Origin of the sequence: Photobacterium piscicola, from assembly GCF_900166965.1 — a bacterium.
GTDB lineage: Bacteria > Pseudomonadota > Gammaproteobacteria > Enterobacterales > Vibrionaceae > Photobacterium > Photobacterium piscicola.
In genome coordinates this window covers 162,832-175,275 of sequence record NZ_FUZI01000002.1, presented here as the reverse complement: position 1 = coordinate 175,275, position 12,444 = coordinate 162,832, and the positions used below count along the sequence as shown (strand labels likewise).

General features: G+C 40.1%; 12 protein-coding genes. 6 read left to right on the top strand and 6 right to left on the bottom strand.

Going from position 1 to position 12,444, the window contains the following annotated elements:
- Positions 1-22: 22 nt before the first annotated feature.
- The 6 genes from CZ809_RS07040 to pspF form a co-directional block, all read right to left on the bottom strand.
- Positions 23-847, bottom strand: a complete 825-nt coding sequence (locus CZ809_RS07040; protein WP_080156721.1) for a peptide ABC transporter ATP-binding protein — start codon at positions 845-847, stop codon at positions 23-25.
- Positions 844-1,842, bottom strand: a complete 999-nt coding sequence (locus tag CZ809_RS07035) for a peptide ABC transporter ATP-binding protein (protein ID WP_080156720.1) — start codon at positions 1,840-1,842, stop codon at positions 844-846. Before CZ809_RS07035 ends, CZ809_RS07040 begins: the two co-directional genes overlap by 4 nt.
- 1 nt (position 1,843) lies before the next feature.
- Complete coding sequence (sapC, locus tag CZ809_RS07030) at positions 1,844-2,731, bottom strand: putrescine export ABC transporter permease SapC (RefSeq protein WP_080156719.1); 888 nt, start codon at positions 2,729-2,731, stop codon at positions 1,844-1,846.
- Positions 2,718-3,680, bottom strand: coding sequence for an ABC transporter permease (locus tag CZ809_RS07025; protein ID WP_080156718.1), 963 nt, complete (start codon positions 3,678-3,680; stop codon positions 2,718-2,720). The genes sapC and CZ809_RS07025 overlap by 14 nt, the downstream gene beginning before the upstream one ends.
- 3 nt (positions 3,681-3,683) lie before the next feature.
- The gene (sapA, locus tag CZ809_RS07020) at positions 3,684-5,303 is read right to left on the bottom strand and encodes an ABC transporter substrate-binding protein SapA (protein ID WP_080156717.1); all 1,620 of its coding nucleotides are present in this window, start codon (positions 5,301-5,303) and stop codon (positions 3,684-3,686) included.
- Positions 5,304-5,439: 136 nt separating this feature from the next.
- Complete coding sequence (gene pspF, locus CZ809_RS07015; protein WP_080156716.1) at positions 5,440-6,456, bottom strand: phage shock protein operon transcriptional activator; 1,017 nt, start codon at positions 6,454-6,456, stop codon at positions 5,440-5,442.
- 218 nt (positions 6,457-6,674) lie between these two features.
- Here pspF and pspA point away from each other — a divergent pair, with 218 nt between their 5' ends.
- The 6 genes from pspA to tyrR all read left to right on the top strand — a co-directional run bounded on the left by pspA (position 6,675) and on the right by tyrR (position 12,439).
- Entirely contained in the window at positions 6,675-7,343 is a 669-nt protein-coding gene (gene pspA, locus CZ809_RS07010) for a phage shock protein PspA (protein WP_080156715.1), read from the top strand.
- Positions 7,344-7,421: 78 nt separating this feature from the next.
- Positions 7,422-7,649 carry an envelope stress response membrane protein PspB gene (gene pspB, locus CZ809_RS07005; protein ID WP_045026590.1) on the top strand — a complete coding sequence of 76 codons (228 nt, stop codon included), beginning with the start codon at positions 7,422-7,424 and terminating at the stop codon, positions 7,647-7,649.
- The gene (pspC, locus tag CZ809_RS07000; protein ID WP_080156714.1) at positions 7,649-8,035 is read left to right on the top strand and encodes an envelope stress response membrane protein PspC; all 387 of its coding nucleotides are present in this window, start codon (positions 7,649-7,651) and stop codon (positions 8,033-8,035) included. The genes pspB and pspC overlap by 1 nt, the downstream gene beginning before the upstream one ends.
- A 134-nt stretch (positions 8,036-8,169) precedes the next feature.
- Positions 8,170-9,567, top strand: a complete 1,398-nt coding sequence (locus tag CZ809_RS06995; RefSeq protein ID WP_080156713.1) for a YcjX family GTP-binding protein — start codon at positions 8,170-8,172, stop codon at positions 9,565-9,567.
- On the top strand, positions 9,564-10,595 hold the full coding sequence (locus tag CZ809_RS06990; RefSeq protein WP_080156712.1) for a YcjF family protein: 1,032 nt from the start codon (positions 9,564-9,566) through the stop codon (positions 10,593-10,595). The genes CZ809_RS06995 and CZ809_RS06990 overlap by 4 nt, the downstream gene beginning before the upstream one ends.
- Before the next feature lie 305 nt (positions 10,596-10,900).
- Complete coding sequence (gene tyrR, locus CZ809_RS06985) at positions 10,901-12,439, top strand: transcriptional regulator TyrR (RefSeq protein WP_080156711.1); 1,539 nt, start codon at positions 10,901-10,903, stop codon at positions 12,437-12,439.
- Positions 12,440-12,444 lie beyond the last annotated feature (5 nt).

Here is a 12,444-nt window from a genome sequence, read left to right as displayed (position 1 = left end):
CATACTGGCGTTATTTTTATAACTAATAACTAATTTTAGGGGTGCTATTAAGTATTCGAGTACTTTTTTCTCGGGTTGGTGAGCTAAAGTGACTATCAAGGAGTTTTTGGGTTAATGAATGCTTCGGATTATCAAACACGTTAGCGGTTCGTCCTTTTTCAACCACTTCACCATCTTGCATAACCATGACCTTGTCACTGAAATGTTTCACCACTCCCATATGCTGCGATACATAAACATAAGACAAACCCATCTCTTCTTGTAATTCAAGTAGCAGATTTATCATCTGTGAACGCATTGACATGTCTAAACCATTTAATGCTTCATCGGCGACAATAATACAAGGTTGTAATATCAATGCACGAGCGAGAGATACACGTTGTTTTTGTCCTGTCGCGAGCATTTGAGGGTAAAAATAAGCATGCTCTGGCAGTAAACCAACCCGTTTTAAGGTATCCATAATACGTCGCTCACGTGCTTGTGGGGTCATATTCGTATTTCGTTTTAATGGGCCTTCAAGAATACGTCCAATTTGAATGCGCGGATTTAGCGCAGTATTTGGATCTTGAAAAATCATTCGAATCAGTTTACAGCGAGTTTGATAATCATGGTGATGAAGTAGCTCACCATTAACGCGTACAATGCCTTCTGTGGGCGTGATCACGCCAGCAAGCATTTTAGCTAATGTTGATTTACCTGAGCCATTCTCACCTAATAGTGCGATTGTTTCGCCGGCATTAAGCTGAAATGAAACTGGTTTTACCGCTTCAATAGTGCGGCGACGGAATAAGCCAGAACGATAATGGTAATCTTTCTTTAGATTTACAACTTCAAGTAATGAGCTCATTTGTTGTCATCCTTCATATTTAGCGGGAAATGACAGCTAAATTTATGACCTTTAATTTTCTGACGCTGTGGCACTTCAACACATTTTCGTTGTGCGTAAGGACAGCGCGGCCCTAAACGACAGCCTATTGGTAAATGCTGCAGTGGGGGAATAGAACCAGGTAATGTTTCTAATTTACACTTATGGCTAATGCCAAGTGAAAAGTCAGGCATTGCGCGCATCAGTGCCGCAGTATAAGGGTGATGTGGTAATTCAAGCAGTTGTTTTGATGTGCCTGATTCTACCGATTGGCCACAATACATTACGGTTATTCTATCTGCCCATTGGGTCACGGTCGTGAGATCATGACTAACAAGTAGAATTGTGGTGTTACCTAATTGGTTCATACGGCTGAGTAAACGGAAGATTTGTGCTTGAGTGATAGGATCAAGATCGTTGGTTGGTTCATCTGCAATTAACAGTCGAGGACGGTTCGCAATCGCCATTGCGATCATCACTTTTTGACACTCGCCATCGGTTAGCTCATAAGGATAGCTACGCATGATCCGTTTATGTTCTTTAATACCGACTTTATGCAGTAGTGCGATCGCTTGTTTTTGGCGCCAATGAAAACGCTGCCAAATACGGCCGTTAAATGATGATGACGGGATTGCTTCTTCTAACTGTTCACCAATACGCTCTGAGGGATCAAGGCAAGTTGAAGGCTCTTGAAAAATCATTGCAATTTCACGGCTTACAATTTTACGTCGCTGACGAGGGGACAAGGCGAGTAAATCTACATCACCTAGGCGCATACGGTCAGCGTTAACCCGCCAGTTATCTTTACATACACCAGCGATAGCCTTAGCAACTAAACTTTTTCCTGAGCCTGATTCTCCCACTAAACCACGAATTTCACTTTCGTTAATGGTTAGGCTCATGCGATCAACTGCTTTTACCATCCCTTGTGGCGTGTCAATCTCTATAGTGAGGTTACGTATATCGAGTAATGGCATGTTAATCAATTCCCGCGTTAAGTGCTTGGCGCATACCATCACCGACTAAGTTAACAACTAAGACGCTAAACATAATTGCAAGTCCAGGTAGAGTAACTGTCCATGGCGCAAGGTAAATAAGATCGATTGAATCACCAAGCATCGCTCCCCATTCTGGTTGTGGCGCTTGTGCACCTAAACCAAGGAAACCCAGTGCTGCAATATCCATAATCGCGACAGAAATAGCCCGTGTCATTTCAGTGGTTATAGTGGTTAGAATGTTTGGTAGTATCGAGTTATAAAGCAAATAAAAGTTATTTGCACCATCAAGGCGCGCTGCAATAATGTAATCTTTTGCGACTTCAATGTGCACAGCGGTATACACAGCACGAATGAAGCGTGGAATTAATGCGAGCCAAATAGCGAGTAATATGTGAGTTTCACCCGGCCCCATATATGCGACAACAATGATAGCCAGTAATAGTGATGGAATAGATAAAACTGTGTCTAAAATATGGTTAAGAAAACTTGATTTAAGACCATTACTCATGCCAGCTAAAATACCAATTAGCAGTCCAATAATGCTAGATGCAATCGCAACTAATAAAGCATAACCAAAGGTTAATTGGCTACCGATTAACAGTCGTGACAGAATATCTCGCCCCAGATCGTCAGTACCAAAAAAGAATGAGACATGACCAGAGTTGTCCCATGATGGCGGCATCAATAATTCACCCACTTGCTCTATCGCAGAATAGGGTGCTAACCAACGCGCATTAATGGTAATTAATAGCAGTGCTAATAAACACCATAAGCCAAACATAGCTAATGAATTGGCGCGAAAGTTTTGCCATGAACGCTCCCATTGTGTCGGGATGGTGGCTTCTTGGTAAACACTATTTGATGGCATACCATTCCTTCCTGACTAATGGATTAATAATGGCACCAACAAGATCAGAGAGAATGTTGGCTAATAAAATAAACCCACCCACAGTAATCACACCTGCTTGAATGGCAACATAGTTTTGAGCGGCAATGGCATTGAGTAACCAGCGGCCAATGCCAGGCCAGTTGAAAATAGATTCAGTTAACATTGCAAAAGTCATCATGGCTGCAAACTGCATACCTAATTTAGGAATAATGGGCGGTAACGCATTTTTCATTCCGTGACGGCGTACAATCTCAAAGGTTGATAAACCTTTCGTTTGTGCGACTTTAATGTAGTTTTTAGTCATTACTTCGGCAATTGAGGCTCGTGTTAAACGAATAACTTCAGTGGTTGGTGCCATTGCCAGCACAATAGTTGGTAAGACTAAATGTTTAATGGCATCAAAAAATGCTTCCATACGGTAAGGCTTATCGGAGAGCAAAATATCAATTAATGCAAAACCAGTTATATGATTAAATTGGTATAACAAGCTATAGCGTCCAGAAACAGGTAACCATCCAAGGTGCAATGAAAATAATAGGATAAGTAACATGGCTAACCAGAATAATGGAATCGAATAGCCCAGTAATGTGATCGAAGTGATGATGGTATCAATTGGGTAGCCACGACGGACACCGGCAATGGTACCTAAAGGAATACCAATCACTAAAGACAGCATAAATGCAAAAAAGCACAACTCTAATGTGGCTGGAAAAACTTTGAGTATTTCTGTACTCATAGGAATACCTGCAGGGCTAATACCTAAGTTACCAGAGATTAAGTTTTGTAAGTAAATGAACCAGCCTTGCCAAAAGGGTTCATATGCCCATTGCAATTGAGTATCAAGTCTTAAAATGCTAAAACTCACCATCGTCAGAATGAGTAGAGTAATAACAAACAGATTTAAGCGACGCATAGTGTAAATAAACATACTTTACTCAGTCCGATAGACACTAGAAAATGAGCGTGAGCCAAAAGGACTCATTTGCAGCCCACCGAGTGTTTTGTTATGCGCTTGGAAATGCACACCATGAGCAAGAGGAATGATAGGCACTTGCTGATCAAGAATATCTTGTGCATGTTGATAATAGGTAACTCGCTGTTGAGTTTTATTGGTACGTAATGCTAATTCAATTAAATTATCAAATTGAACATCACACCAATTAGCAACATTGAGTCCTGCATGTTTAGCATTACATGACAATAATGGCCGTAAAAAGTTATCAGGATCGCCGTTATCTGCAATCCAACCCGCCAGCATCATATCGTATTTATTCATATCATTCACACCCAGACGACCAACGTTATCTTGATGATAAATAATCACATTAATCCCAATGGCTTTGAGGTTAGCTTGAATAAGCTCGGCTGTTTTTTGTGGGCTAGGGTTATAAGGTCGTGATTCTAAAGGCACCCACATTGTTAGCACCTGCGCATTGTCATAGCCAGCTTGTTTGAGTAAGGCCTTCGCTTTTTTAGGGTTATAGTTAATGGCTTTACTATTATTATTGTAGGCCCATGATGTTGGTGGTAATAAGCTTTTTGCTTTAGTGGCTGTACCGTAATAGACTGAATTTAATAATGTATTTCTATTAATGGCATAACTAATCGCTTCACGAACTTTAAGGTTGTTTAAGGGTTTTAGATCAGTATTTAATGCTAGGAATGATACGTTCATGCCTGTTTGAGCCAATAGCTCATAATTGTCATTATCAGTAATAACGGGTAGCTGACTTGCAACGGGAGAGGCTAAAACATCACATTCAGCACTTAATAATTTGGTTAGATTGCCCATCCCACGTGATGAAATATCAAACACCACTTGTTCCATCGGCGCAGCGCCTTGCCAGTAATGAGTATGGTGCTTTAATCGAATGAGATCATTTGGAATAAACTGATCCACATAAAAAGGTCCAGTGCCAATAGGGCGACTGTCTAATTTACCTATTTGGCCTGATTTTAATAATTGTTTGCCATACTCTGCAGAATAAATAACCGCATAGCTGGTGGCTAAATTAGATAAAAATGAGTTATCAGGGCGTCTTAAAGTAAATTGAACCGTATGAGGATTAAGGGCTTTAATCGCTTCGATATCATTGGCAAACCCAAGACTTTCAAACCATGGATAGCGTCCGCCTGAAATATGATGAAAAGGGTTATCAGGGTTAATCACGCGATCAAAGCTAAATACGACATCATTCGCATTCATGGTACGAGTTGGAGTAAACCATGCGGTTGTTTGAAACTGTACTCCCTGGCGAAGGGTAAAGGTATATATTAGACCATCGTCACTGACGGTCCAGCTTTTCGCCAAATCAGGTAACGGTTTGTGGCTAACAGGATCAAGTAATAGCAGACGGTCAAAAATTTGTGCCGAAAGGGTTTCTGCTGTTAGTCCACCGTCTGTTAACTGGGGATTAAGTGTTGTGGGTGTATCTTGACCACAATAGACAAACCCATGACGTTGAGTTGTAGATTCTTTTGTTGGTTGTTTACAGCCATTGAGAGCTAATAAAACCAAACCAACAATAAAAAGACGATAGTAAGCGCTCATATTTAATAGGCGTTATTTGAAATTAAGTTTTTAAATTTAACATTTTCCATGTCGGTCACCAAGTTATCCTGCTAGTTTTGAATTAAATTAGCAAAAAAGCGTCAATTATGTTGAATTTTATGTGTAATTTGATTGATTAATCACCATTAACATTGAGGTCATATTTGCGTATTAATCCTCTTAGTTGATGGTAGCTAAGCCCTAATAACTCGGCTGCTTTTGTTTGATTAAATTTAGCTAAGACTAAAGATTGTTCAATCCACGTAATTTCTTGCTGTTGTAGCTGTTGGCGTAAATCAATCGGAAAGGTCAAGGTTGATACTGTTTGATTTGGCTGTGGTTTGGCCGTTGGTTGTTCGATGGTTGGTGTAGGAGCATCCCATGAAGTACTAAAAGGATCGATAACAATAGTATCAATAACTTCATCTTCCTGCGCGTGACGAAACACTGAACGTTCAACGACATTCTTTAATTCACGAATGTTACCAGGCCATGCATAGTCTAATAGTTGTTGCTGGGCTTGAGAGCTAAAACCTGCAAAATAACTGAAGTTCATCTCACGGCACATACGAACCGCATAATGTTCAGCCAGCGGTAGAATATCATCAATGCGTGCTCTTAGTGGTGGAAGGTGGATCACTTCAAAGGCTAATCTATCTAATAGATCGGCTCTAAATTTTCCTTCAGTTGCGAGTTGTGGCAAGTTTTGATTGGTAGCACAAATCAATCTAACATTGGCTTGGCAGCTTTTATTACCCCCAACTCGTTCATATTCACCATATTCAATTACGCGTAAAAGCTTTTCTTGTACGCCCATTGGTGCGGTTGCGAGTTCATCTAAAAAAAGTGTGCCATTTTCTGCGCGTTCAAACCGCCCCTGATGTCGACCTTTCGCGCCTGTAAATGCGCCCGCTTCGTGACCAAACAGTTCTGAATCAATCACACCTTCTGCTAATGCGGCACAATTTAAGCTAATAAGTGGTTGTTCCCATCGAGTTGATAAATAGTGAATTCTTTGTGCAATCAGTTCTTTACCAGTGCCTCGTTCACCTAAAATTAGTATTGGGCGGTTAAGTGTTGCTAACCGTGATGCGTGATCAAGTACGGCTAAAAAAGCGTCTGATTCACCGATTAATGTTTCGGTCTTTCTCATTGGTCAATCTCACTAATAATTAGTTATATTCACTATATCATTGTTTGGTGAAAAACGAGGGTATTTATTATTTTCTATAAAAACAACAGCTTAAAAATTGGCACGTAAATTGATATGTATATAAAAGAATGACACCTCACATAACAATATACTGTGAGTTTAATGACAGAAACCGTTAATTGAGTGAACTTCAATACGGTTGACCAAGGAGTTTTATTATGGGTATTTTTTCTCGTTTTGCTGATATTGTAAATGCTAACGTTAATTCATTATTAGATAAGGCAGAGGATCCACAAAAGTTAATTCGTCTTATTATTCAAGAAATGGAAGATACATTGGTTGAAGTGCGTACTTCATCAGCACGTGCATTAGCTGACAAAAAAGAACTGCGTCGCCGTATTACTGCTATTGAAGCACAGTCAACAGATTGGCAACAAAAAGCCAGTTTAGCGATTCAAAAAGGGCGTGAAGATCTTGCTCGTGCTGCATTAATTGAAAAACAAAAATTGGTTGACGTTGCGTTAACGCTAAATGAAGAATATAAATTAGTTGATGAAACGATTGAGAAACTATCGTTAGAAGTCGCTGAACTTGAGCGTAAATTACAAGAAACGCGTGCTCGTCAACAAGCATTAGTGACCCGCCATAAAGCGGCTGGTACTCGTCGAGATGTACGTCGTCAGCTTGATACCAGTAAAGTGGATGAAGCTATGTCGAAGTTTGAACAATATGAGCGTCGAATTGATGAAATGGAAGCAGAAGCGGATAGCTATAGTTTTGGACGCGGAAAAAGCTTAGAGTCAGAATTTGCTGATCTTCAAGCACAAGATGATATTGAAAAAGAGCTTGAACGTCTAAAAGCAAGCATGAATGAAAAACAACAATAAATAATTGTAGGTATTGCCTTTTCAATAAGAGCAAAAGAAGAATAGTGCTATTACCTTTGCGTGAAAGGAGAACAACAAATGTCGATGGGTTTTATTAGTGTTCCGTTAGTGGTGTTTATGATCGTTGTGGCGCCACTGTGGTTGATTCTTCATTACCGCAGTAAGCGTAAATCAGGTGAGGGATTATCTGGTGAGGATCATCAAAAGTTAGAAACCTTAGTGGCACGCGCAGAGGTGATGCAAGAGCGGATTGTTACGCTTGAGCGAATTCTAGATGCTGAAGCGCCACAATGGAGGCAAAAGTAATGCGTAAAACATTATACCGTGATCCTAAAAATGGTAAGTTGGGTGGTGTTTGTGCAGGTTTGGCTGAATATTTTGGTGTTGAAATTTGGCTGATGCGGATTTTGGCTGTGACAGCTTTTTTATTGGGTGTCGGTTTTTTCGCAACGGTTGCTTATATTGCCGCTTGGTTAATTTTAGATAAGATGCCTTTGCAGCGTAAAGAACAACAACATCAATATACTGAACATAACGTCAAACAAAAACCGTGGCAAAGTGGGCAGTCACCCCAGCAGATATTGCATAACGTTGAAACTGAACTTGAGCGTAGTGAAGTCCAAATTCAAAAAATGGAAGCTTATGTGACATCATCAGCCTTTAAAGTTGATCGTGAATTTAATAAACTTTAGTGTCAAACACTAAAGTACTTGATGTTACTTGCCGGAATTTAAGTAAAGAACATCAATATAAGCAGGTACTGATGGTTCAGGCCTGCTTTTTTTATGGGTGTTTATTAAACCATATATGTTAATTAGGAACCGTAATGAATCGAATTAGCAATGAAGTGAATAAATGGGTTAATCGCAGCCTTGATCGCCATGTGCGTCTTGCGGTAACGGGTTTATCACGCGCAGGAAAAACGGCCTTTATTACCTCACTGATTAATCAGCTATTGCACGTAAGTACCAATCCTCGCTTGCCGATGTTTTCTGCGGTAAGAGAAGGTTATTTATTGGGCTCAAAACGTGTTCCACAGTTAGACATGCATGTGCCTAAATTTGGCTATGATGAGGGGATCAACGCTTTATTATCATCGCCACCGTCATGGCCGCAACCAACCAGTGATGTTAGCCAGACACGATTAGCATTGCGCTTTAAGCCGCAAAAAGGGGCATTAAAATTATTTCAAGATACGGCAACTCTGTACCTCGATATTATTGATTACCCAGGTGAATGGCTATTAGATTTACCGTTACTTGAGCTTGATTTTATTAGCTGGTCTAAGCAACAAGCACAAGTATTAAAAGGACAGCGTTTAGCATTAGCACAATCATGGTTAGCAATGGGGGAGCACTTTGATCCGTTTGCTCCTGCTGATGAAGCGTTAATTGAAACTATCGCGGCGTCATTTACAGATTATTTGCATCAATGCAAGGCTGAAGGTGGGTTACATTGGGTTCAACCGGGGCGATTTGTATTGCCAGGGGAATTAGCGGGCGCCCCAGTATTGCAGTTCTTCCCGATGATATGGACCAATAAATACACCGAGCAACAACTTGCTACTGCCACTGATGATAGCAATTTTGGCATGCTAAAAAAACGTTATAAGTATTATCAACAACATGTTGTGAAAGCTTTTTATAATGATCATTTCTCAAAGTTTGATCGACAAATTGTACTCGTTGATTGCTTACAACCACTAAATGCTGGGCATGAGTCGTTTAACGATATGCGCCAAGCGTTAGATCAATTAATGCAAAGTTTTAAATATGGGCGTAGTTCAATGTTACGTCGATTGTTTGCTCCACGGATTGATAAGGTGCTATTTGCCGCAACAAAAGCGGATCATATTACACCAGAGCAACACCCAAACTTAGTGGGATTATTACAGCAGTTAGTTAATGAAGCATGGCAGACCGCCTCGTTTGAAGGTATTACCATGGATTGTGTTAGCTTAGCATCGATTCAAGCCAGTGAACCTGGGTTTGTTAACTATCAAGGCAAACAAGTGCCAGCATTACGTGGAACGGATATTGATGGTAATGCACAAACATTCTTTCCTGGTGATGTGCCGCGACGATTACCTAATCAAGATTTTTGGAATAGGAATGGATTTGATTTTATTAATTTACGTCCATTACCTCAGCAAGTAGATGAACCTTTACCACATATTCGAATGGATAAAGCATTGGAATATCTTTTGGGAGATAAATTGCAATGACAGAACCATTAAAAGCAAAAATAGTGTTTGATGAATCACAACAGCCATTAAGTGATCAGCAACCGGATTTAACGGTAAAGATGAACTTTGAACAGCAAAGCGAGTTTTTACCCGATACCGTTGAAAGTGCTGAAGTTGAAAGTGAACAAACACTTGGTCAAATTTTAGCAGCTAAACCTAAGCGCCGTTACCGTTGGTTTAAAGGGTTATTAGTTGCTGGTGCTGCGATGGTGGGCTGGCAAACAGTAGACCATGTCGTAACAGCTTATCAAACCAGTAATTGGTTATCATTAGGATGGAGTGCCATTGTTGCCGGTATTGCTGTTGCAGGTATCGGTGCGTTAGGGCGTGAGTTAATTAATTTACGTCGTTTAAAACAGCGTCAGACAGAACGTGATCAAGCCCATCAATTATTAACCGCTGATGGCATTGGTTCGGGTAAAGCTTTTTGTGTGAAATTAGCTAAATTGAGTCAAATTCCAACGGATAATCATGGCTATGATCGTTGGTTACACGCACTAGCGGCAACCCATAATGATCGGGAAGTGTTGGCACTTTATGATCAAATGGTAGTGAGTCAACAAGATAAATTAGCCCGACAACTGGTTGCAAAATACTCCAGTGAAGCGGCATTAATGGTAGCGTTGAGCCCGCTAGCAGTAGCTGATATGTTGCTCGTTGCTTGGCGTAACTTTCGTCTAATTGAGCAGATATCTGCTGTTTATGGTATTGAACTTAGTTATTGGTCACGGATTAAATTAGTAAAGTTAGTGCTCGCCAATATGGCATTTGCTGGTGCATCTGAAGTCGTGGCTGATTTAGGGATGGATATGCTTTCAATGGATCTTGCTGGACGGATGTCAACACGAGTAGCACAAGGGGTTGGTGTTGGTTTACTTACTGGTCGATTAGGCCTTAAAGCGATTAACCTTATGCGTCCATTACCGTGGATGGAAGGAGAACAACCAAGGTTAAGCGAAATTCGTCGAGATTTGTTAAGTCAACTAGGCAAACAAGATAAAAGTTAATCAAGCATTAGCACTTAAAAAAGAGAACTTCGGTTCTCTTTTTTATTACCGAAATATCTCTTTTTATATTTAATCAGTACAGATGCGATCTCGTAGCTTGACTCATTAATAGGTTCGTCGCACACTGACATAACTGTCAGGAATAGTTGACAGTATGCACTAACAAATTGTTTTCATTATGTGGATTAAGACGCTCAATTATAAACCTTAACACTATGATTATTATTACTATTGTTAAAGATTATCCTCGATGGATAACTGTAATGAATTACGCACAAAAAACGAATAACAAGAAGGTGTAAACAATGAGATTACAGGTCTTTTGCGAAGATAGAGTCGGCATGACTCGTGAACTGTTAGATATTTTAACCAGTCAAGATATTGATCTTCGTGGGATTGAAATTGATCGTATCGGTATTATTTATTTAAATTGTCCTGAAGTTGAATTTGAACAATTTAGCCAATTAATGTCGCAGATCCGTCAGCTTGATGGCGTTACCGATGTACGTAAAATTCAGTTTATGCCCAGTGAGCGTGAACACACTGAATTATCTGCTTTATTACAGACATTACCCGATCCCTTTTTTACTATTAATCTAAACGGTAAAGTTGATTTTGCCAATCAGGCAGCCGAGCAATTAATGGGTCATCGTAGTGATGATCTCTTTAATGAAAATATTCATACTTTATTAGGGTTTAATTTTTCCCGTTGGTTAGATAGAAATCAAGCTCAGAAACATAGCGAGATTGTGGTTATTGCTGGGTTAGATTATCAAATGGATATTATGCCCGTCTGTGTTAATGATGATACCTCTGAACCTGTACTCGTTAGTGTGTTGATTTTATTAAGATCGCTTTCTGAAGCTAAAATGCCTGTAGTGATGCGAAGCATTAATGGTGACAGTGGTTTTGAGCATTTAATCGGGCAGTCATCACGATTTAAACACTTACTGGGTCAAGCAAAGAAATTGGCGTTATTAGATGCACCTTTGCTCATTCAAGGTGAAACCGGTACAGGCAAAGAAATGTTGGCGCGTGCTTGCCATCAACGCTCGGTGCATCGTGATAAACCATTTTTAGTCGTTAACTGTATTTCTATGCCAGATAATGCGGCAGAAACAGAGTTATTTGGTTGTATTGAAAGTGCTAATGAACCGGCAAAGAAAGGGATTTTTGAACAAGCGGCTGGGGGGACTGTTTTCTTGTATGAAATTGGAGAAATGTCAAAACACCTACAGATTAAATTACTGCGTTTCCTACAAGATGGCACATTCCGTCGTGTCGGTGAAGAAGCTGAAATAAAAGTATCGGTACGAGTGATTTGTTCAACTCAGAAAAAACTGCCTGATTTAGTCGCTGAAGGGGCATTTCGTGAAGATCTTTATTACCGACTGAATGTACTGGCTTTAGTGGTGCCACCACTTCGTGAGCGTGCTGCTGACATTGTGCCATTAGCTGAATTATTCTTAGCGCAATTTGCACAAGAGTTACATCAACCTAAGCCGTTATTATCGGAAGAATTAGCATCCACACTGAAACAATATGCTTGGCCGGGTAATATTCGTCAGTTGCGTAACGTGCTATTTCGCGCGATGACGCAGGTGGAAGGGGATGAAATGACATCGACGGATGTGCAATTACCTGAGAATGAGTCAAGTACGGTTATCAATGAAGAAACCTTAACGGGATCGTTAGATGAAATAATGAAACGGTACGAATCTGGTATTTTATCGAATCTATATCAGAGTTATCCATCCACTCGTAAATTGGCTAAACGGTTAGGGGTTTCTCATACTGCGGTGGCGAATAAGCTTCGAGAATATGGGCTTAGCAAACGCAGTTGATCATT

Coding starts and splice junctions, on each gene's coding strand:
- CZ809_RS07040 (WP_080156721.1), bottom strand. CDS start 847: ATGAGCTCATTACTTGAAGTTGTAAATCTAAAGAAAGATTACCATTAT.
- CZ809_RS07035 (WP_080156720.1), bottom strand. CDS start 1,842: ATGCCATTACTCGATATACGTAACCTCACTATAGAGATTGACACGCCA.
- sapC (WP_080156719.1), bottom strand. CDS start 2,731: ATGCCATCAAATAGTGTTTACCAAGAAGCCACCATCCCGACACAATGG.
- CZ809_RS07025 (WP_080156718.1), bottom strand. CDS start 3,680: ATGTTTATTTACACTATGCGTCGCTTAAATCTGTTTGTTATTACTCTA.
- sapA (WP_080156717.1), bottom strand. CDS start 5,303: ATGAGCGCTTACTATCGTCTTTTTATTGTTGGTTTGGTTTTATTAGCT.
- pspF (WP_080156716.1), bottom strand. CDS start 6,456: ATGAGAAAGACCGAAACATTAATCGGTGAATCAGACGCTTTTTTAGCC.
- pspA (WP_080156715.1), top strand. CDS start 6,675: ATGGGTATTTTTTCTCGTTTTGCTGATATTGTAAATGCTAACGTTAAT.
- pspB (WP_045026590.1), top strand. CDS start 7,422: ATGTCGATGGGTTTTATTAGTGTTCCGTTAGTGGTGTTTATGATCGTT.
- pspC (WP_080156714.1), top strand. CDS start 7,649: ATGCGTAAAACATTATACCGTGATCCTAAAAATGGTAAGTTGGGTGGT.
- CZ809_RS06995 (WP_080156713.1), top strand. CDS start 8,170: ATGAATCGAATTAGCAATGAAGTGAATAAATGGGTTAATCGCAGCCTT.
- CZ809_RS06990 (WP_080156712.1), top strand. CDS start 9,564: ATGACAGAACCATTAAAAGCAAAAATAGTGTTTGATGAATCACAACAG.
- tyrR (WP_080156711.1), top strand. CDS start 10,901: ATGAGATTACAGGTCTTTTGCGAAGATAGAGTCGGCATGACTCGTGAA.